Raw genomic sequence first — 16976 nt, forward strand, 5'->3', positions numbered from 1 at the left:
GCCATTGCCGGCCTCGAGCCGGCGCTGGGCAAGCTGGAGTGGAATCGTCGCCATCAGTAGAGCCCTCCCGTGAAGGCGCCGCCCGGCGCCGGCGGGAAGGCGCCCTTGCCGAAGGTCACGGCCTTGGTCGGGTCGTAGAGACGGGAGAAACCGGACACGAGGCTGCCGCCGGCCTTGAAGATCGACGCCGCCGCGGCCTGCCTGCCGGAGTAGCGCGCGAGCGCCGCCTGGCTGTCGAGAGTGTTGCGGCGCAGCGCCGAGCCGTACTGGATCGCCTTCAGGTCGAGCTGGCCTTGCCTGGCATTGGCCGCCAGCACCTCGGCCGGCGAGCCCGATAGGCCGACGCCGGAGGCGCCCGCCCGGGCCCGCGCCTGCGAAAGCAGCAGATCCTGCCTGTGTCGCTCCTGGCTCTGTTCGAAGGCGGCACTTTGCGCATCGGCCTGCGCCTGCTGCCCGTAGGCCTTGGCCTGGTAACCGGCCGCCTGGTTTTGCTGCCGGCCTTCGATCAATGCGCCACCCACCGAGATGGCCGTGCCGAGAAGGGCTAATGTGCACATGGTCAGCCTCGCTGGGATGCGGCAATGGGGGTTTTCCTGGCCGGGCGCGCACCGAGCGCCGGTCGCGGGTCGAGCGCGCCGCCGGGGTTGGTGAACGACAGAAGCAGCCTGTCGGCCTGGATTGCCGGGCGGCTGAGGCGCGCCGGCGCCGCCGCGCGCGGCCCGGCCATGGCGGCGCGGCGGGCAGCGGCCAGGTTCACCTTCAGGTCAGGCATGCCGGCGGCGTCGAAGAGGCCGTTGGCGGTGGCGAGCGCGCGGGCGAGCGCATCGGCCTCGAACAGTTCCTGGCGCAACAGCTCGACCAGGCGGCGCACGGCGCGCCAGCGCTCGGTCAGCACCTCCGCCTTGGCTTTCGCTTGCCCGCCCAGCGCCTCGACGGCGGCGCGCGCCTCTGCCGCGGCGGCCGCGGCGCGGCACGGCATTTGTCCGCTGCCGCGATGATCTTCTCCAGCAGCGCGACGACGTCGTTGCAGTCGTCCAGCGCGATGCGCGCGGCGGAGAGATCGCCGTCGCCGAAAACGGCGCGGTCCTCGGCCTGTTCGCAGCCGCGCCGGCGGGCGATCGCATCATTGAGGTCGGCATCGAGCAAGGCGATGACGGCAGCATATTCGGCAGCCGTCCGCGCCCTGCCGAGCTGTTCGGCATGGGGGGATGTGGTCACGGGATGGGTTCCTTGTGGTGGGCTGGAGGCGGTGGAGCGCCGATCTCCCCCTTGTGGAGGAGATTGGCAGGGCAGAGGGAGGCGCGAAGGATCGCGGCGTTGATTCAGCCTGGGTTCTTCGCCCCACCAAGTGGGGCGAGGTGGCTCGGCGAAGCCGAGACGGAGAGGGGATGGCGCCGAGCTGTGCCGGACTCTCCGGCAGAAGCGCCTGCGCCTTACGAAGGCCCCCTCTCCGACCGCTTCGCGGCCACCTCTCCCCCGCCTCGCGGGGGCGAGGAACGCCAGCTCGCCCTACGGCTCGGCGTCGAACACTGGCGTAAATGCCCTTATCGTGCAGGGCGTCGGATTGACGTGGCGGATCCGCACCCGGCCCTGCCCTTCCCAGCTGTCGTCGATGGGCACCTCGACATTGCCGGTGAACAGGCTCGCCTTGCCGTCGGGCGCGACGATGGAGGGCATGCGCACGCTTTCCCAGCGGCCGCGGATCAGCGACTGCACCTGAAGCCCTGTCGTGTCGGTCTCGAGCAGCGACAGGATGACACCCGCCACCTTCTTGCGCCGCCCGAGGATCGAGCCGTCCCGGCCGGCGACGTCGAGCTCCAGCGTGTCGGCCTGCGACTGGAACGCAAGCCCGGCCTGCCATCTGGCCGCGACGGCGCCGCCGGGCAGCGTCACCTGGCCGGAGGCGACCGGCAGCCCGCGATAGACCTTTCCGCCGGCCAGCACGTCGACCTTTTCGCCGTTGAGATGGGCAAGCCCGGACACGGTGTTGACGGCGGCGCCCGAATAGGTCAAGCCGCAATCGACCTGGAAGGCGTCCTCCAGCGCCCCATATTCGAACGGCGCCGTCATGATCTCGATATAGCGCCTGGTCACGCCGCCGATGGTCCGCCTGACGATCAGCCAGATGTCGTCGACGCCATCCTGGCCGGGCGTCACGACAGCGCTTTCGACGGCCGCCCAGCCGGAACCGGCGACGGTACCGCCGAGGCGGTGGCGGTGCATGCCGCGCACCACCTGCGAGGGCTGGTGGGTGTAGCCGCCGAGCTCGCCATTATCGAGCGGAAACCAGAGCATCGGGTCGGGGTCGGTCTGGAACGCCAGCTCGACCACGCCACGCTTTGCGATATGCTCGGAGATCTGGCCGATATCGTCGGAGGTGAAGCGGCCGGTCGAAGCCTGCGTCAGCTCGGCGATCGAGCGGCGCGAGCGCGTGACATAGAGGAACGACTGGCCTGCATCGACGGGGCGGATGCGGGCGCAGCCCGATGTGCGCGAGCGCCGGTTCTTGAACGAGGACGGCGTCAATGCCTCGTCGATGCCGGAGCCGGAGAGCGCGCGGACGCCGCCGAGCGTCCCGATCAGCAGCGCGCCGTCCGATTCCGCGATCCACGTGATGTCGTTCGCCTGGCCGCCGCCGGCCTGGAGGAATTCCAGCGCGTCGTCATCCTTCTCGCCCAATGCGAAATTGTTGAAATCCCCCGTTGCCGAGGCGTAGACCGAAAACTTGCGGCTGAAGGCCAGGCGCTCCTCGTAGAGCGATCCGCTTTCGATATATTTCCCCGGCACAAGCGTGCCCAGGCGCCAGCGGGATATCGGGCTGAGGTCCGGCAGGGCAAATCCATGCAGTTGGACTTTCACCGCCGTGGCGCTGGTGCGGCTGGTGATCTTGGCCCAGCGCCAGCGGCCATCGGACGCTAGCAGGCGAATGGCCCGGCCGACGTCAGAAGCCTGGAAGCCGGCGCCGCCATTGATGCCGGCGGTCGATGACGCCGTGAGGTCGAACGGGGTCTGGCTGGCCGCCGCCCGGTTGAGGTTCAGTTCGGAAAACGCGCTGTCCGAAGCGCCGTTGATCGCCTTCCACGTAAAGCGGTGATACTCGAACGCCAGCTTGTTCAGGAATTCATAGTAGCGGGTTTCGCCGCCCGACCAGCCGGTCTCGCCGGTGCGGCTGTCGAGCGTCACCCATGTCGCGCCGTCATTCGATCCTTCAAGCACCCAGATTGTCGGCGTGCGGTCGACCGTTCCGCCGGTGCGTGCGGTCAGATAGTAGTTTTCGACGATGGCCTGCGCGCCACCGGCAAGCTGGTAGGTGACCGAGCCGTTGGTGGCACCGGCGATGCCGCTGTCCGTCTCTGTCGCCTTGTCGAAAAGCTGGAAGGCGTCCCCTGCCCCGCCCATGCCTGAGACCGTGCCGGAAGGCGCGGTGTTCGACGTCATCTTCGGCGTCAGCGCCCCATAGTCCGCGGGCGTCAGCGTGGTCGGCGTATCGTTGATGTCGTCATAGGGCCCGTCGTCCATCGCGTAGTCGGCGAGCGCCCATGCCGTATGGGCGGTGCGCGTCAGCACCTTGAGCGGATAGTCCCCGTGGGAAATCCACATCTGGTCCGCGGACTGCACATAGTCGAGATCGAACAGGTCGGCTTCAAGATAGGGCGAGGCCACCTCGACCGTGCCGACACGCGCGCCATAGGCGTAGACGCGGATGTAAAGATTGCCGAACTCCAGCATGTAGGCCTGGTCGGCCGAGAAGATGAACGGGATCGCCCGCGTCGCCTTGGCGGACGTTTTGACTTCGCCGACGAAACAGGTGCCGCCGCGCTTGCGGATGCCGCCATGCGGCAGGGTGACGAAGTTTTCGCATTTCGACAGCGCCGCGCGGTAGAGATCAAGCGAGGCGCGCGCGTGCAGGCGTGGCGAGATCTCGCCGCGGGTGAAGACGTCCTGGACCGGATAGAGCGTCGCCATCAGCGCATGGCCCCCGCATAAAACCGGCTGTCGCCGCGCTGCCGCGCCCAACTCGATGTCGAAAGCCGTCCGCCGCGCTGGATGGCCTGCGCGGTGAAGGCGGCGTCCAGCGCGCGGTCGTAGGCCGAACGGGCAATGTCGATCATGCCGGCCTTGTGCGTCAGCGGATGCGCGATCTTGACGGCGAGTGCCGCCACCAGCACTTCGGTGAACGGCGCGTCCCAGTCGTTGGGGTCGGTGAGGTTCGCGACATAGCGGATGGTGAGCGGTCCCGCCCGGTCGCTGTAGACCAGCCCCGCCTCCTGCCGCCACGAGATCGCGATGCCGTCCGGCTCGCCATTGTGGGTCAGCGGCAGCGGGCGAAGGCAATCGACGGGGAGTTCATAGACCCAGTTCAGCGTGCAATCGCCGGAACCGGTATCGCTGCCGGCCAGGGATGCCGAAAGGATGGCGAACACCCAGGCGTATTTCGTCAACTCGGCCTCGCGGGTCAGGTCGAAATGCATGTTGAGCAAGCGCGCGGCCTTGATGTCCTCGTCAAGGCTGTCGATCGGCGCCTCGTCAAGGACGGCCAGCGCCATATTGGCGATGTCGGTCGGGGTTATGGCCATGGGTAAGGCCTCCGTGGGTTGTGATTGGGGGAAGTGCGTCTTTCTCCCCGTTCACGGGGAGAAATGCCCGGCAGGGCGATGAGGGGCAGCGCCGGCATCGACGGTTGGCGTCAATGTTCAAGCGCCGGCGCTCGCAGGAAGGAGGTGGGCCTGGCCCACCTCCCGGGAGACGAAACCCTATGCTTCGGTCGTCTTCAGAGCGATGAACGTCATGGTCTTGACGCTCGACGCGGTGCGGTCCCAGTTCGCCGCCAGCGCCAGCTCCGCGTCGGTGGCGAATTCGCCGGCGGTGGAGGCGTCGAGGAAGCGGGTGCCCGGCACATGCGGCACGAAATGCCGGCGGCCGACCATTTCCGTCACCCCGCCGCCATGGCCCTGGCGCGGCTTGCGGTCGAACTCGAGCGGCCCGCCTTCGGTGTTCACGGGCAGCTCGTTCCACAGGATCGCCTTGTCTTTGAACATGAACGCGGTGTAGACGCCCGCCGCCTGCGGGATGTCGTCGTCGACCACGCAGCGCAGCCCCATGTAATAGGGGATGAGCGGCCCGCCCTGCTGCGAGGACGGCACATAGTCGATGAGGTCGGCGAGCTTCAGCGCTTTCATCTGCTTGGAATGAATCCAGAGGGTGCGGAACTTGTCGGCACGGTCGCCCATCAGGTAGGCCGCCTCGATGATGTCGGTGTCGACGATGGAGGCGCCGGTGGCGCGCACCAGGTCGCCGCCGTCATTGGCCAGATTGTCGGCGGCGACGCCCTTGAGCATGCCGATGAGGGTCAGCTTGTTGGCGCGCTGCCAGTACTCGGTCTGCCGCTTGACGATCAGCTTCTGCGGATCGTCGCCCGCCAGGATGGAGGTCAGGTCGGGAACGCCCCACGCTTGGGCGCGGACATTGCGGGCGGCGACCTCGCGGCGCGAGCCGATCTTCTTCATCTCGATGGAATCGGCCGGGTCGTCATTGACCGGCTCGGACGGATCGTTGCCGAGGTCCTTCCAGCCGGGCATGTCGACGGAACGGCCGCCCATCGACAGTTTCGAGGAGATGGCCGGATCGGAAAACAGGATGCCGGCCTGGTAGATTTCGAGCGACTGGACGTGCTCCTCGAAAGCGTATTGGGCATAAACGGACGGAACGATCGCGTCCGCGATACGGGTATAGGCGTCTGCCATTTTGTCTTTCCTTTGAGAGATTGATCGGCGGCTGATGCGTCGGGATCAGAGCGGGTTGTTCGGCATCCAGAGATCCGGGTTTTCGCCCGCTTCCCTGGCCAGCCGCCGGGCGCGTTGAGGGTCGCTTTTGACAAGGGCTGAAATGGCCGAAACGTTGCGCTCGCCGGCGGCGTTGCGCCGGAAGGGGTTTTGCCCCCGCGGCGCCGCGTCGGCGTCGATCGTGTCTTCGCGGAACATCGCCTCGCCGATCGCCTGGAAGGCCCTGGCGATCTGCGGATCGGTCAGGGCGCCGTCGGGCAGAAGGATGCCTTTCTGCTTGTAGGCATCGACCAGGCCGAGCTTCTTCATCGCCCGGTTGGCCACCTCCAACTTCTGGCGAAAGCCATCGCTGTCGGTAGGCCCCCAATCCTTGACGAGGTCGTCATGGGTGGCTTCGACCGAGCGGGCGAGCGCTGCCTGCTGGGCCGCCGCCTGCTCGGCCATGTAGCCGACGAACCTGTCATGATAGGCTTGGGCGATCTTCGGCGTGGCGCCGGCTTCGACCGCCCAGGCCTTGGACGCCTGGGCGAGTTCGTCCGAATAGGCGAAGCTTTCCGGCAGGCCGTCGGGCCGCCGGTATTCGACCTTTTCGGGCGATGTCAGCGGACGCATCGCCTCGGGCAGCCGGGCATGGAATTTGTCCCAGTCTTCCTTAGGCGCGTCCCTGGCTGGAACGCGCAGGCTTTCGCCCTGCCGCCGCTCCAGCTCCGCATAGGATGTGAAAACCCGATCGAGGCTTTCAGGCTTGGTCCAGCCCTTGGCTTCAGCAAGCTTGCGGTTGCCTTCGGAAAGACCGTCAAACCAACTTTTGCCGGCAAGCCCGGCGGACCCGTTATCCGCGCCTGCCGGTGGCCGTTCCGGGTTGCCCGCCGGCTGCGACGAGGCAGCCACGGACCCGGCATCTGCACACGACCAAGCCGGGTCGGGTTACGGTTACGCATCCCAAGCGGGACATCCCGATCGGCACGCTGAAGAGCATCGAAAAGCAATCCGGTCTCAAGTTGAGGTAGAGAGATGCGCCAGTATGTCGGACTGATCCACAAGGAAGCAGGCAGCGATTTCGGCGTCTCCTTCCCCGATTTTCCTGGCGTGGTGACTGCCGGTACGACACTGGACGATGCCCGTGCCATGGCGCAGGAAGCGCTCGCTTTTCATGTCGATGGTCTGGTCGAGGATGGCGAGGCCATTCCCGAGCCCTCGTCGCTCGAGCAAGTGATGGCGGACAAGGATAATCTTACCGGCGTTGCCGTTCTGATCCCTCTGAAGATCGAGACAACGAGGGTGGTACGGGTCAACGTCACCATTCCCGAAGATGTCCTCGGCGAGATTGACGACTATGCAAAACGACACGGTTATAGCCGTTCCGGATTTCTGACCGCCGCCGCCAGGAAGATCATCGAGGCGGCATAGACGGGCTGAATCATTTTGAAAGGCATCGGCGCTAGCGCCTTGTTCGAAAGAGGTGTTTTCGCGCCGTCGGTTCATCAACGTCCGAGAAACCATGTCTTATATCGTGACAGCCTGTGCCGCCGTTCCGCCGCAATGCGGCCGCACGGGACGATCGATAGGGATTTCGGATATTTAAGGGAGACGTCACATGAACCTTCATAAAGTCATTGCCGCCGTTTTGATGGCCGCCGCGCTGGCGGGCTGCGCGCAGACGGAAGGCCAGCAGCGGGCCGGAACCGGTGCGCTGATCGGCGGCGCCGGCGGCGCCCTCGTCGGCCAGGCCATCGGCGGCAACACCAAGAGCACGGTCATAGGCGCGGCCAGCGGCGCCCTGCTCGGCGCCGTCGTCGGCTCGGCCACCACCCCGCAGCGCCGCGGCGACCAGCTCTGCCGCTACCAGGACCGCTACGGCCGCATCTACACCGCGCCTTGCGACGACCGCTATTACAACGGCGATTATTGAGGCGCCGAACAGCGACACAGCCGATCTCCCCCTCGTGGGGGAGATGGCCGGCAGGCCAGAGGGGGCGCCGTAGGGCGCCAACCTCGATCGTCGCCGAACTTTGAACATACCCATACGTTCGATCCATACCTATGAACGGGATGCGCACCGCATCTTCAGTGTCGAAACCGTAGCCTTCACGTCCTCCGTTCGATGCGAACAGGAGGATGCCTGGCGCATATTTTTCAACTTCATATTCTCGATTGACGTCAGCCAACCCTTCGGCTTTAAAAAACTAATATAGTTATCGCCAAATGAAGCTTTCGCCTCTTTGAGGAAGTCGGTATAATCCTTGGGCAGCATCACTCCCAACTTTGCGGACAGGCTATCGACAACTGCGGCTTCAGCCGGGGCGTCGAACTGTCCCTCAGTTAGACTATATCTCACTGCTATCCTCCCAGGTCTTTCAGCAACTGATTCCACCACGGCATAGCCTATTGTCGATGCACTTCGCGAGGCAGAACGATTTTGTTGGGAATACGGTGACAGTGCGCTACTTCCATGCTTCAGTCCGGTGGTTCAAGCCAGCTAGGTGATGCGGCCGATAAAAGTGCACTGTCACCGCAATTCGGATAAATCAACTTTTGAAATTCTCGTCCACGAACATCTCGGCAAATCTCTCGGGCGGGAGGGTTGTGCCGTTGACGCGAGCGATTTCGACATTCCTCCGCCACATATCCCGGATTGCTGCCGGCATTCCCTCGGGCATGTGCATGGATTGGGCGACTGCATCATGCCATTGTCCATCACCACCAAACAGAGATTGCAGTTTGGGGGCCATTCTTTTCAAGCCCTCCTCCGACTCTTGAGAAAGCTCTCCGATCGCCCAGAGCACATAAACATCCAGCAGTCTAAGCAGCGGCTGTCCGTCATAACGTGGGTTAGTCGACATTTAACCTCTCACGCTTCATAGGTGGCATAATAATAACGCGTTCGCAGATGGCGGAAATGCTTGGCTTTTCTTCCTGCGATGCAAGGCTCCGCCGCGTAGATTGTGGGCTCCGCTGCGTAGACCGGTCCTCCTCGTCAAATTCCGACAACCGCCCAACGATATCCAGCAACTTCATTTTTCCCCATAGGGAAAATCCTCCTCGGCCATTCGGATGCAGTGTTTTCTGGAAGATACTCCCTCGATCATGTTGAGATCTAGGGACGAGTTGCATTACACCGGGTTCACCTGCGTGGTGCCAGCTGAAGCCGGGAGGTGCAGCGCGGGGGGCTAGCCCTGTCGGCGTTCGCTGAAGATTGAGACCCTGATTCAGCAAATCCTGAGCGAAAGCAATTTCTCCCTCCATCGTTTGCAATAGGGATTCGTTTGCAGCTTGGACGTGTACTGGGCGCGACGAGCCCGGATACAAGGTCGGGTCCAATCGCATCTCATGTATTACGGTGCGCGGATCGACCTGGCCGTACATCGCCTCATACAGGCCGCTGCCATCGGCCGGCGCATTTGCCGTCACCTTCGTCTTCCGCCTGCGCGATCTGGCTGTTGAACCGGCGGCGCGCCAGCTCGGCGTCGAACGCTTCCTGCTGGTTCTTCATTTGCTGGTGGCGCTCGGCGACAGCCGAAAGGTGCTCGCCCGGCCCTTGCATGGCGGCGCCAACGGGCGATCGGTGCGGATATTCCGGGGCGCTGCCGGTATCGAGCCGGCGCTGGGCAATAGAGACAGGAATGATGCTGACCATGTGCTGTTTCCTGCCGGCTGGTTTTGAAAGGAGCGCACGCGGCGACGGACCGCCGGACATGGCAGCGGGATCGGCAGTGCGGACGGTGGAGATTCGGCGGGAATCCGGATGCGGAAGGATCGCGACGCGGCTCGTGCGGGATGTTCGACAGACCGCCGTTGCCGGGGCGGCGGCGCGGGAGCCAAGGGGCAAATAGTGGGGCGCGGCATGCACGACGGCCGATCTCCCCCTCGTGGGGGAGATGTCCGGCAGGACAGAGGGGGCGCCGTAGAGCGCCGACCTCGGTCGCTGCCGAACTTTGAACATGGCCATATGTTTGTCGTCTAGGGCCCGGCTTGAGCGACCGCTCGTGATTTGATCGCCGTGCGATGAACACGGCAAGGCCGGCGGGACAGCGCCCCCCTCTGCCCTGCCGGGCATCTCCCCCACAAGGGGGAGATCGGCGCTTCAGCGCCTCACCTCTCCTCCTCCCGTGCCGCCTTTTCCAGCGCCACGAGCTGCGCCTCGTCCAGCGTCAGGAACCCCATAATGTGCTGCACCACTTCGGCGCGCGCGTTGCTGAGCGCGCTGTGCAGCTCGAAGCCATTGGGGGTTCTGGTCCGCGCCATCCACTCGCCGTATGACGGGCGCCTGAAATAGCCGACCGTCGCCGCGAGATCGGCCAGCACCATTTCGCCGTCCTCGCCGGAGAACACGCGCAGATACGCCTTGGCCAGCGCCTCGCGTGCTTTGGCGGGGCCGCCGTTTTGCGACGCGTGGGCGAAGCGTTTGCGGCTCATGCGCGCTGTCCGGCCGGCATCGCGCCCTGGGCGCCGGCATCAGGTGCCGGCCCATCGGCGGTGCCGCCCTGCAGCATGCCTTGCAGGCCTTCGAGCAGGCCGCTGTCGCGCGCCTGCACGGCCGCCGGCACGGTATCCTTGGCCACCTTGCCCGCGGTGGCGATCGCCGCCATGCCGGCCTGCGCCTGGCTGGCCTTGGCCCTCGCGTCGCGCAGGCCCGCCACCTCATCCTTGCGGCGGAAGATGCGCTGCGGGCTGCGGCCGGCGCTCTGCACGATCTTGAGCGCCTCGTCGCTGTCGATATTGTCCATCACATCAGGGTCGAACTGCGCCATCTGCATGGCCGTGGTCACCAGCTGGATGGTGTCGCGCGCTTCCGCCGAGCGGCGCAAGACATCGAGCGGACCGGTGAAGGTCGGCCGCACCGCCTTGCCCGCCAGGCTCGCCGGCGGCAGGAATCGGCTGTCCTCGTCATAGAGGCCCTTGTCCTCCAATATGCCGAGCTCGCGGTCGAGATTGGTGGCAAAACCCGCCTGGATGATCGAGCCCGACGGCCCCAGCAGCGCGCCCTTCTCCTCCTGGCGGATCAGCGCCTCGGTGGCGGTCATCTGCGGGTTCTGCACCAGGGTCTGGAACAGGTTGACGAACATCATGTCGCGGATCTCCTCCGCCCGGCTCGCCGCATAGTCGAAGGCGTAGCTCGGGTTCTGCCCGGTGGTGATCGGCGCGATCAGCGGCCTGCCATTGTCGTCGATGAGGCCCGGATAATTCTCGCCCGGATCGAGCACCGGCACGTAGTCGAGCCTGGCCTTCGACGCCGTCGGCGGATCGGTGATTTGTTGCAGCGCGCGCAGGCCCGAGCGGCGGACCGCGTTTTCCTCGCGCACGGTCGTCAAGGCTTCGATGGTCGGCGAGATGCCATAGGCGTCGCCCTCGTAGCGGCGCCAGTTGAAGGCCGACACCGGGAAGGTGCGAAACCCGCTCTCGCGCACGATCTCCTCCTCGTCCTCGATGACGTGGTAGGAGGCAAAGGCGGCGTCGAGATAGCGGTAGCTTCCGCCCGAGCGGTATATGCGGCGCTCGTCACGCGGCTGGATGCACTGGATGAGCGCGATCTTCTCCTCGCATTTGGCGGGATCGTCGACCAGCGTCCTGATGCGCGCCGGCAGTTTTTCGTAGCCGAGCAGCTGCGCCGCCTGGCGCGCGGTGCGTTCGTAGCGGCGGTGGAAGATGTCGACCTGGCCCCAGCGGTTGCGCGAGAGATAGCCTTCCACCACCGGGATCGAGGCGTAGCGGATCAGCGTCGAACCGAAACCTTCCTCGGCATAGAGATAGGCCGGACCGTAGCGCACGACATTGCGCAGGCAGGCTTGCGTCGCCGGCACGAAATTGGAATTGGCGGAGTAGCGCAGCGAAAACAGGAAGTCGCGCAGGTTTTCCGCCCATTCCTTTTCCTCGTCGGTCTCCTCGTCGTCCATCTCGGCGGTGGTCAGCCCGTGCCATTTCTCCGACTGCGGGATGATCAGGCTTTCCAGCCCGGCGGCCAGCCGGTTGGCGGCCGAGTTGATGGTGTTGGCGTAGACACGGGCGCCGCGCCGCTCCTGCCGCTCGGCCTGGCTGTCGCCGCGGCGGGCACCGCGCCCGGACAGGATATCGGGCGCATCGGGATCGCAGAACTCCGCCACCGCCTCCCATACGGGCTCGTAGGCGGCGCGCTCGCTCTCGAGTTCGGACTGGCGGGAAAGAATATCGCGGGCGCGCGGAATCGGTCATGGCGGTGCTCGCTGGCTGAGGAAGAATTATGAAGGGAGATCGGGGCGCTGAAACTGCCAATCTCCCCACTTGAGGGGGAGATGGCCGGCAGGCCAGAGGGGGCGCCGTAGAGCGCCAACTTTTGCCTTAAGCTGCTTTCCAGGAATGAAATTGGTGGCTGCGCGACCGTTCGAAGGCCTGCGGGACAGCGACCCCCTCTGTCGCCTCCGGCGACATCTCCCCCTCAAGGGGGAGATCGGCAGCTTCAGCCGACGATGTCATTCTTTTGCGCGGTTCTTGGTCTAGGAACGTCTCCCGGCGGGGTTTTGCAGGAGGTCGATGTGACGACGACAAGCCTTGCCGCCCTGAAGAACCAGAGCAAACGTACCGTTAAACGGCTCATCGGCTACGATTCCCGCAACTGGCTGCGCATCCGCCAGATCGAGGCCTTCACCACCTTCCTGACGGCCGCCAACCGCAAATCGCGCGACGTGATCGAGATCTCGCCCGGCTGGAATCGCTACTGGAAGGCGATGTGCCCCAACTATCGCTCGGTCGACTTCCCCGATTTCGACATCTGCAAGGATCGCACCGACGAGCAATATTCCATCGTCATCGCCGATCAGGTGCTGGAGCATGTACAGCGGCCGCAGGCGGCGGCGCGGAACATCCACGCCATGACCCGCGAGGGCGGCTGGGCGATGGTGGCGACGCCCTTCCTGTTTCGCGTCCACGCCAGGCCGCACGACTACAACAGGTGGACGCCGGCCGGCCTGAAGCAGTTGATGGTCGATGGCGGCTTCGCCGAGGACAACGTCCAGGCGTTCGGCTGGGGCAACAAGGCCTGCGCCCGCGCCCACATAGGCGGCCCGGTCCGCGCCTACGGCCTGTGGCGGGACCTCAGCAACGACGAGGAATACCCGATGATGGTCTGGGCGTTCGCGAAGAAGGGATGAGCGGTGGAAGCTGCCAATCTCCCCCGTCGTGGGGGAGATTGGCAGCGTTCACCCGCCACGCCTTTTCACCAACCTTGCATGCCGTCTCCAATACCACCAGTCCAGCACGCGCCGGCGAAAACTGCGCTTCATCGCGGTCATGGTTACACCCCCAAAAGCACGCGGCGCTGGCCGGCGAGGCTGCCGGGCGCCAAATCGGTCTTGATGGTGCTGGCCGTGCCCTGGCGTTGTTCGAGCTCAGCCCGAAGTGCTGCTTCGCGCGCCTGCACGTCCTTATCCTCAGCCGTCGGCACTGCCGGCAGCGGCTTCAGTTCCGGTGGTTTTTGAAACAGACACATGGTTCCAGCCTTCTCTTGTCCAGTCGTAAAGGAAAAAATCTTCGCCGTTCCTGCCATATCCAGGCAGCAGGCAGCGCTGCGTGGCGCCGAGCCGCCCAAGCCAGCGCAGCGCCAGTTCATTGCCGGCCAGCGCCCGCGCCTCGACCCGCCAGGCGCCGCGGGCGGAAATCTGCGGCCCGAGCACAGTGTGAAAAAATCCGGTGATGCCGGGCACGCAACGCTTCATGCGGCGCGTGCCCCAGCTCCAGGCGATCCAAAGCCCGCTCCGCTGCTCGGCCGCACCGAAGCCCGCCTCCGGATTGCCGTCGAGCTCGGCCACATAGGCAAGTCCTTGCAGCGCGGTAAGCGCCAGCAGCGCCGGCGACCAGTGGTCGAGCTGGCAATCGATCTCGGCGCGGTCCTCGGGCCGCAAATTGGCGGCGATGTAGGAGAGGTCGCGCAGGGTGGCGGGGACGATGCGGAAGGTCATGCGGATGCCAGAGCCGCGGGAATGCGGTTCATCTTTGTGAGTGCAGCGGAGCCTGTGAAAGGCCCACGCCCTTGACCGGTCTCCTCGCCGGTGACCTACTTCGACCATCGAATGCGGGAGCAAAGACATCGGTCATCCAATTGAAGGGAGACGGGCGAATGGACATTCGATCGACGCTGACGCAGCTATGCGAGGCCTTCAACGCGCACGATCTCGATCGGATCATGGCGTTCTTTTCCGACGACTGCATTCTGGAGATGCCGAGGGGAGGCAAGCCCTGGGGTTCTCGTTTCGAGGGCAAGGCAAACGTACGGAAAGCACTGGCGACACGCTTTGAAGGCTTGCCCGATGTCCACTACGGCAACGCCGAACATTTTGTGGATTCGACCGCCGATACCGGCATCTCGAAATGGACGCTCACCGGCACCACACGCGAGGGGCAGAAAAAGGAGGTCCGGGGTTGCGACTTCTACACGTTTCGCGACGGCAAGGTGATCCGCAAGGATTCATATTGGAAAATCGTGGAGTAGGCCCTGCAGGGACATCGCAGCCAGCGCTATCGGCCAGCGCCGGAGCGCCCGTTCACTTCAGCGAGAATTGCGCCGCCGCGACGCTCCGAAGTCACGGTATGGGATCCTTGCTCGATGATGACGAAGTGAGGGCACTTCGCCCTACCGAAACGCTCCCAGCGGGTCGCTCTGCCCCACCTTCCGCCGCGCCGCCTTGAACTCCGCCGGATCCACCACCGCTTCCCTGAGCATCATCACGCCATAACGCGTCGCCGCCATCAGGTCGTCGCGCAGTTTCACCACCTGGCCGTCCTTGCGATGGTAGAGCCGGAACTCCTCGAACCAGGGGACAAGCGTCGAAAACACCTTGAAGCGGCCGGATTGCATACGGTCGAGCATCTCCATCAGCCCGGCCTCGACCGAGACAGAACCGTCCGCAAATTGCGCGTGGCGCGACAGCATGTTCAGCCCGTGCGCGGCATATTGCTTGGCGAGCGCGGTGCCCGCCCCTTCCAGCGTTTCGCGGCGGCCGTCGCGCGGCCACGCCCAGGGCAGCCATTCGCCCCAGGGTTTCAGGGTCAGCGCCTGCATGGCTGGCGTCTGCTGCGAGGCCCGCGCCGCCTTGGCGACATAGACCACGTCGGCCTCCGTATCCCAGGCGAGTTCGACGGCGGCAGAAGGGTGATCCCAGCCGAAGTCGAGCGCCCCGATGCGCGGCCAGTAGCGCGGCAGCCGGAACGGCGCGCAGGCAATCAGCTCCTCCGCCACCGGAAAGATGCGGCCGGACCCCAGCACGGGAATGCCGCGAGCGCGCGCCTCGCGCTCATGCGCGGGATAGGCGGCAACGATCGCCGCGCGCTCGTCGGCCGAATAATGCTCGGCGTCGTCGATGGTCATGAAGGTGACGTGACGGGACATGGGGGGATCCTGAATCACTTTCGAGATAATCGATGTAGCGCCTTGTGAAGGCTACGTTTTTCGGACCAAACGTCGCGCCGCCCCTCACCTGCCTGCCGGCATCCTCTCCCCGTATAGTGACGGGGAGAGTGTGCTGTTGTCGACGGTTTCGCCAATCGCGAACGTTCAAGAATCGGCGCCGAGATTGCGGCCAGCTCCCTTCTCCCCGTCATTACGGGGAGAAGGTGGCGGCAGCCGGATGAGGGGCAGCGCCGACAAAGGCGAGCAAGCGCCAAGTGCGATGCCGCTCGTCCCCAATCAGTTTCTTCTCCATCACCCCTTCCCCATCCCCTCCACCTCCGCCGCCGACAAAAACAGCAGCACCACATCGGACATGCCGAGCAGCGGCGTGAAGGTGACGATGGTGATGCCGCCGGTGGCGTTGGTGCGGGTGAGGCCCTCGGAATAGATGTCGAGCGGCGGTTCCTCGTCGAACCAGACGCCGTGCAGCGTTTCGCCCTGCCATTTCTCGCGGCCTTTCTCGAAACTCTTGAACGACAGCACGCTCTCGCCGGCCTGAACATCGCCGCCGCCGCCATGGCGCACCACGACGCTGTCGAGCGCGCCCGGCGCGCCACGACCCATCATGGTGTCGACGATGGCATCGGCCGGGATCATGCCGGTGCCCCATTGCGCCTGCTGCTGCGGCGGGCCGACCAGCACGCGCTGCGGATTGTCGCGCGTGCCCTCGCCGGTAACGCCGGCGGCCCACAGCCGCACCGGCGCATCGAAAATCTTGCCTTGCCACCACGCGGGATAGCGGCCCGTCAGGTGCATGGCCCATTCGGCGCCGCCAGCGCGGGTCTTGCCGAGCTGGTTGCCGGCCATGAACAGCCGCTCGCGGTTGGCGGCGCCTGCCGCGTGAAACGCCGCCTGCTTGGCATAGGGCCGGTAGGCGGCAAGCTGGTTGGTACGACGCCTGCGGTCAAGCTCCGCCAGCAGCGCCAGATATTCCGTCCTCGCCGCCACCGGCGATGTCTTCGAGGAACGGTTTGACCGCGGCTTCGAGCGCGCGGATGCGGCTGCGGATCTCTTCATCGCTCAGGGCATCCAGATGGTTGACGGCGACATCGAAATCCTTGGGCAGCACCGAAAGCACGATCTTCAAATACTGGTCAGGCTTGTCGGCCCGCACTTCGGCGATGACGCCGGTGCCATGGGCGCGGAAATCGGCGCGCACGGCGGCGAGAAAGTCGTCGCCCAGCGTTTTCTTCGGGCGTTTGCGGCGGGTCTCCGGCGCGGCCTCCGGGCTTGCGCTCCGGCTGGCGGCCGGCTTGCGCCCTTTGCCGCGCGCCGGCACTGCGGCGGTTTCGTCAGCCATGGCCCGTCACCGCCTCGGCATCGCCGGCCTTGGCCTTCGACGGCACGGACTTGACCGACCGGACCCGCTTCTTCTTCGAGCGGGTGGATTTCCTCCTGACGTTCCTGGCGCCCTTCGGCCGCCGGGCAGGTTTTGCGACGCCCGGCAGATCCTTCAGGCCCGCCATGGCGAGGCCGATGGCGCCGCTATGAATTGTCGCCTGCGGGAAAGCGAAGCCGCCGGCCGCGTCCCGAACCATGCCGATCAGCACGCCGGGCGCGACCTGCTCGATCCGGCCGAGCCGCGTCTGCGGTGCCGCACCCTCGAATTCGCCAATGGCGCTGACGACCTCAAGGCCGTCATCCCCGGTGATGATGGTGGCATAGCGTGGCATGGGATTTCTCGCGGATAATCGTCAGGTTCGAAACGTCGCATTCCTTCGCGCCCCCCTCTGTCCTGCCGGACATCTCCCCCACGAGGGGGAAGATCGCAGCTT

General features: G+C 65.3%; 21 protein-coding genes and 2 pseudogenes. 5 read left to right on the top strand and 18 right to left on the bottom strand.

Features of this window, described 5'->3' with window-relative positions; genetic code table 11:
* Positions 1–53 precede the first annotated feature (53 nt).
* The 7 genes from ACIU1A_RS15360 to ACIU1A_RS15390 all read right to left on the bottom strand — a co-directional run bounded on the left by ACIU1A_RS15360 (position 54) and on the right by ACIU1A_RS15390 (position 6674).
* Positions 54–557: a hypothetical protein gene (locus ACIU1A_RS15360; protein ID WP_140515927.1), complete on the bottom strand. Its 504-nt coding sequence runs from the start codon at positions 555–557 to the stop codon at positions 54–56.
* A 2-nt stretch (positions 558–559) separates the two neighbouring features.
* Positions 560–895 (bottom strand): hypothetical protein, encoded by a 336-nt coding sequence (locus ACIU1A_RS15365; RefSeq protein ID WP_404927652.1) that lies wholly within the window; start codon positions 893–895, stop codon positions 560–562.
* Positions 889–1218 (bottom strand): hypothetical protein, encoded by a 330-nt coding sequence (locus ACIU1A_RS15370; RefSeq protein WP_404927653.1) that lies wholly within the window; start codon positions 1216–1218, stop codon positions 889–891. The genes ACIU1A_RS15365 and ACIU1A_RS15370 overlap by 7 nt, the downstream gene beginning before the upstream one ends.
* A 291-nt stretch (positions 1219–1509) precedes the next feature.
* Positions 1510–3966 (bottom strand): hypothetical protein, encoded by a 2457-nt coding sequence (locus ACIU1A_RS15375; RefSeq protein ID WP_404927654.1) that lies wholly within the window; start codon positions 3964–3966, stop codon positions 1510–1512.
* Positions 3966–4577, bottom strand: coding sequence for a hypothetical protein (locus ACIU1A_RS15380; RefSeq protein WP_140561078.1), 612 nt, complete (start codon positions 4575–4577; stop codon positions 3966–3968). The genes ACIU1A_RS15375 and ACIU1A_RS15380 overlap by 1 nt, the downstream gene beginning before the upstream one ends.
* Positions 4578–4754: 177 nt before the next feature.
* Positions 4755–5744: a Coat protein gene (locus ACIU1A_RS15385; RefSeq protein ID WP_404927655.1), complete on the bottom strand. Its 990-nt coding sequence runs from the start codon at positions 5742–5744 to the stop codon at positions 4755–4757.
* Between the two features lie 45 nt (positions 5745–5789).
* A complete protein-coding gene (locus ACIU1A_RS15390; RefSeq protein ID WP_404927656.1) occupies positions 5790–6674 on the bottom strand; it encodes a hypothetical protein in 885 nt (294 codons plus the stop codon).
* Between the two features lie 20 nt (positions 6675–6694).
* Here ACIU1A_RS15390 and ACIU1A_RS15395 point away from each other — a divergent pair.
* The 3 genes and pseudogenes from ACIU1A_RS15395 to ACIU1A_RS15405 all read left to right on the top strand — a co-directional run.
* A pseudogene (locus ACIU1A_RS15395) lies at positions 6695–6793 on the top strand (type II toxin-antitoxin system HicA family toxin); the annotation flags it as partial.
* Between the two features lie 4 nt (positions 6794–6797).
* Positions 6798–7193, top strand: a complete 396-nt coding sequence (locus ACIU1A_RS15400; protein ID WP_404927657.1) for a type II toxin-antitoxin system HicB family antitoxin — start codon at positions 6798–6800, stop codon at positions 7191–7193.
* A gap of 187 nt (positions 7194–7380) precedes the next feature.
* Entirely contained in the window at positions 7381–7695 is a 315-nt protein-coding gene (locus ACIU1A_RS15405) for a YMGG-like glycine zipper-containing protein (RefSeq protein WP_140663760.1), read from the top strand.
* A 616-nt stretch (positions 7696–8311) separates the two neighbouring features.
* On the opposite strand, the gene ACIU1A_RS15410 is transcribed toward ACIU1A_RS15405, so the two are convergent.
* The 5 genes from ACIU1A_RS15410 to ACIU1A_RS15430 all read right to left on the bottom strand — a co-directional run bounded on the left by ACIU1A_RS15410 (position 8312) and on the right by ACIU1A_RS15430 (position 11965).
* The gene (locus ACIU1A_RS15410) at positions 8312–8626 is read right to left on the bottom strand and encodes a hypothetical protein (RefSeq protein WP_140879005.1); all 315 of its coding nucleotides are present in this window, start codon (positions 8624–8626) and stop codon (positions 8312–8314) included.
* Positions 8616–9149: an HNH endonuclease gene (locus tag ACIU1A_RS15415; RefSeq protein WP_404927927.1), complete on the bottom strand. Its 534-nt coding sequence runs from the start codon at positions 9147–9149 to the stop codon at positions 8616–8618. The genes ACIU1A_RS15410 and ACIU1A_RS15415 overlap by 11 nt, the downstream gene beginning before the upstream one ends.
* 4 nt (positions 9150–9153) lie before the next feature.
* Entirely contained in the window at positions 9154–9732 is a 579-nt protein-coding gene (locus ACIU1A_RS15420) for a hypothetical protein (RefSeq protein ID WP_404928108.1), read from the bottom strand.
* A gap of 143 nt (positions 9733–9875) precedes the next feature.
* Positions 9876–10199, bottom strand: a complete 324-nt coding sequence (locus tag ACIU1A_RS15425; protein ID WP_140561080.1) for a hypothetical protein — start codon at positions 10197–10199, stop codon at positions 9876–9878.
* Positions 10196–11965: a portal protein gene (locus ACIU1A_RS15430; protein WP_404927928.1), complete on the bottom strand. Its 1770-nt coding sequence runs from the start codon at positions 11963–11965 to the stop codon at positions 10196–10198. The genes ACIU1A_RS15425 and ACIU1A_RS15430 overlap by 4 nt, the downstream gene beginning before the upstream one ends.
* A gap of 327 nt (positions 11966–12292) precedes the next feature.
* On the opposite strand from ACIU1A_RS15430, the gene ACIU1A_RS15435 reads away from it, so the two are divergent.
* A complete protein-coding gene (locus tag ACIU1A_RS15435) occupies positions 12293–12907 on the top strand; it encodes a bifunctional 2-polyprenyl-6-hydroxyphenol methylase/3-demethylubiquinol 3-O-methyltransferase UbiG (protein ID WP_224519113.1) in 615 nt (204 codons plus the stop codon).
* A 143-nt stretch (positions 12908–13050) separates the two neighbouring features.
* On the opposite strand, the gene ACIU1A_RS15440 is transcribed toward ACIU1A_RS15435, so the two are convergent.
* Together ACIU1A_RS15440 and ACIU1A_RS15445 are read right to left on the bottom strand one after the other, a co-directional pair.
* Entirely contained in the window at positions 13051–13176 is a 126-nt protein-coding gene (locus ACIU1A_RS15440; protein WP_263486360.1) for a hypothetical protein, read from the bottom strand.
* A gap of 10 nt (positions 13177–13186) precedes the next feature.
* The gene (locus ACIU1A_RS15445; RefSeq protein WP_404927658.1) at positions 13187–13714 is read right to left on the bottom strand and encodes a hypothetical protein; all 528 of its coding nucleotides are present in this window, start codon (positions 13712–13714) and stop codon (positions 13187–13189) included.
* A 71-nt stretch (positions 13715–13785) separates the two neighbouring features.
* On the opposite strand from ACIU1A_RS15445, the gene ACIU1A_RS15450 reads away from it, so the two are divergent.
* Positions 13786–14244 carry a nuclear transport factor 2 family protein gene (locus ACIU1A_RS15450; protein ID WP_404927659.1) on the top strand — a complete coding sequence of 153 codons (459 nt, stop codon included), beginning with the start codon at positions 13786–13788 and terminating at the stop codon, positions 14242–14244.
* 141 nt (positions 14245–14385) lie between these two features.
* On the opposite strand, the gene ACIU1A_RS15455 is transcribed toward ACIU1A_RS15450, so the two are convergent.
* The 4 genes and pseudogenes from ACIU1A_RS15455 to ACIU1A_RS15470 all read right to left on the bottom strand — a co-directional run bounded on the left by ACIU1A_RS15455 (position 14386) and on the right by ACIU1A_RS15470 (position 16874).
* Positions 14386–15141 carry a terminase large subunit domain-containing protein gene (locus ACIU1A_RS15455; protein WP_404927660.1) on the bottom strand — a complete coding sequence of 252 codons (756 nt, stop codon included), beginning with the start codon at positions 15139–15141 and terminating at the stop codon, positions 14386–14388.
* A 348-nt stretch (positions 15142–15489) separates the two neighbouring features.
* Positions 15490–16218: pseudogene (locus tag ACIU1A_RS15460) on the bottom strand (terminase large subunit domain-containing protein); the annotation flags it as partial.
* Positions 16106–16501, bottom strand: coding sequence for a hypothetical protein (locus tag ACIU1A_RS15465; RefSeq protein ID WP_224671467.1), 396 nt, complete (start codon positions 16499–16501; stop codon positions 16106–16108). The pseudogene ACIU1A_RS15460 and the gene ACIU1A_RS15465, both read right to left, overlap by 113 nt.
* The gene (locus ACIU1A_RS15470) at positions 16494–16874 is read right to left on the bottom strand and encodes a hypothetical protein (RefSeq protein ID WP_140521518.1); all 381 of its coding nucleotides are present in this window, start codon (positions 16872–16874) and stop codon (positions 16494–16496) included. Before ACIU1A_RS15470 ends, ACIU1A_RS15465 begins: the two co-directional genes overlap by 8 nt.
* Positions 16875–16976 lie beyond the last annotated feature (102 nt).

The organism is Mesorhizobium maamorense, assembly GCF_044998965.1.
Taxonomy (GTDB): domain Bacteria; phylum Pseudomonadota; class Alphaproteobacteria; order Rhizobiales; family Rhizobiaceae; genus Mesorhizobium.

Excerpts from the sequence above, each read along its gene's own strand:
- ACIU1A_RS15360 (WP_140515927.1), bottom strand. The coding sequence starts at position 557 with ATGTGCACATTAGCCCTTCTCGGCACGGCCATCTCGGTGGGTGGCGCA.
- ACIU1A_RS15415 (WP_404927927.1), bottom strand. The coding sequence starts at position 9,149 with ATGTACGGCCAGGTCGATCCGCGCACCGTAATACATGAGATGCGATTG.
- ACIU1A_RS15420 (WP_404928108.1), bottom strand. The coding sequence starts at position 9,732 with ATGGCCATGTTCAAAGTTCGGCAGCGACCGAGGTCGGCGCTCTACGGC.
- ACIU1A_RS15375 (WP_404927654.1), bottom strand. The coding sequence starts at position 3,966 with ATGGCGACGCTCTATCCGGTCCAGGACGTCTTCACCCGCGGCGAGATC.
- ACIU1A_RS15400 (WP_404927657.1), top strand. The coding sequence starts at position 6,798 with ATGCGCCAGTATGTCGGACTGATCCACAAGGAAGCAGGCAGCGATTTC.
- ACIU1A_RS15425 (WP_140561080.1), bottom strand. The coding sequence starts at position 10,199 with ATGAGCCGCAAACGCTTCGCCCACGCGTCGCAAAACGGCGGCCCCGCC.
- ACIU1A_RS15455 (WP_404927660.1), bottom strand. The coding sequence starts at position 15,141 with ATGTCCCGTCACGTCACCTTCATGACCATCGACGACGCCGAGCATTAT.
- ACIU1A_RS15470 (WP_140521518.1), bottom strand. The coding sequence starts at position 16,874 with ATGCCACGCTATGCCACCATCATCACCGGGGATGACGGCCTTGAGGTC.
- ACIU1A_RS15445 (WP_404927658.1), bottom strand. The coding sequence starts at position 13,714 with ATGACCTTCCGCATCGTCCCCGCCACCCTGCGCGACCTCTCCTACATC.
- ACIU1A_RS15385 (WP_404927655.1), bottom strand. The coding sequence starts at position 5,744 with ATGGCAGACGCCTATACCCGTATCGCGGACGCGATCGTTCCGTCCGTT.
- ACIU1A_RS15405 (WP_140663760.1), top strand. The coding sequence starts at position 7,381 with ATGAACCTTCATAAAGTCATTGCCGCCGTTTTGATGGCCGCCGCGCTG.
- ACIU1A_RS15380 (WP_140561078.1), bottom strand. The coding sequence starts at position 4,577 with ATGGCCATAACCCCGACCGACATCGCCAATATGGCGCTGGCCGTCCTT.
- ACIU1A_RS15410 (WP_140879005.1), bottom strand. The coding sequence starts at position 8,626 with ATGTCGACTAACCCACGTTATGACGGACAGCCGCTGCTTAGACTGCTG.
- ACIU1A_RS15465 (WP_224671467.1), bottom strand. The coding sequence starts at position 16,501 with ATGGCTGACGAAACCGCCGCAGTGCCGGCGCGCGGCAAAGGGCGCAAG.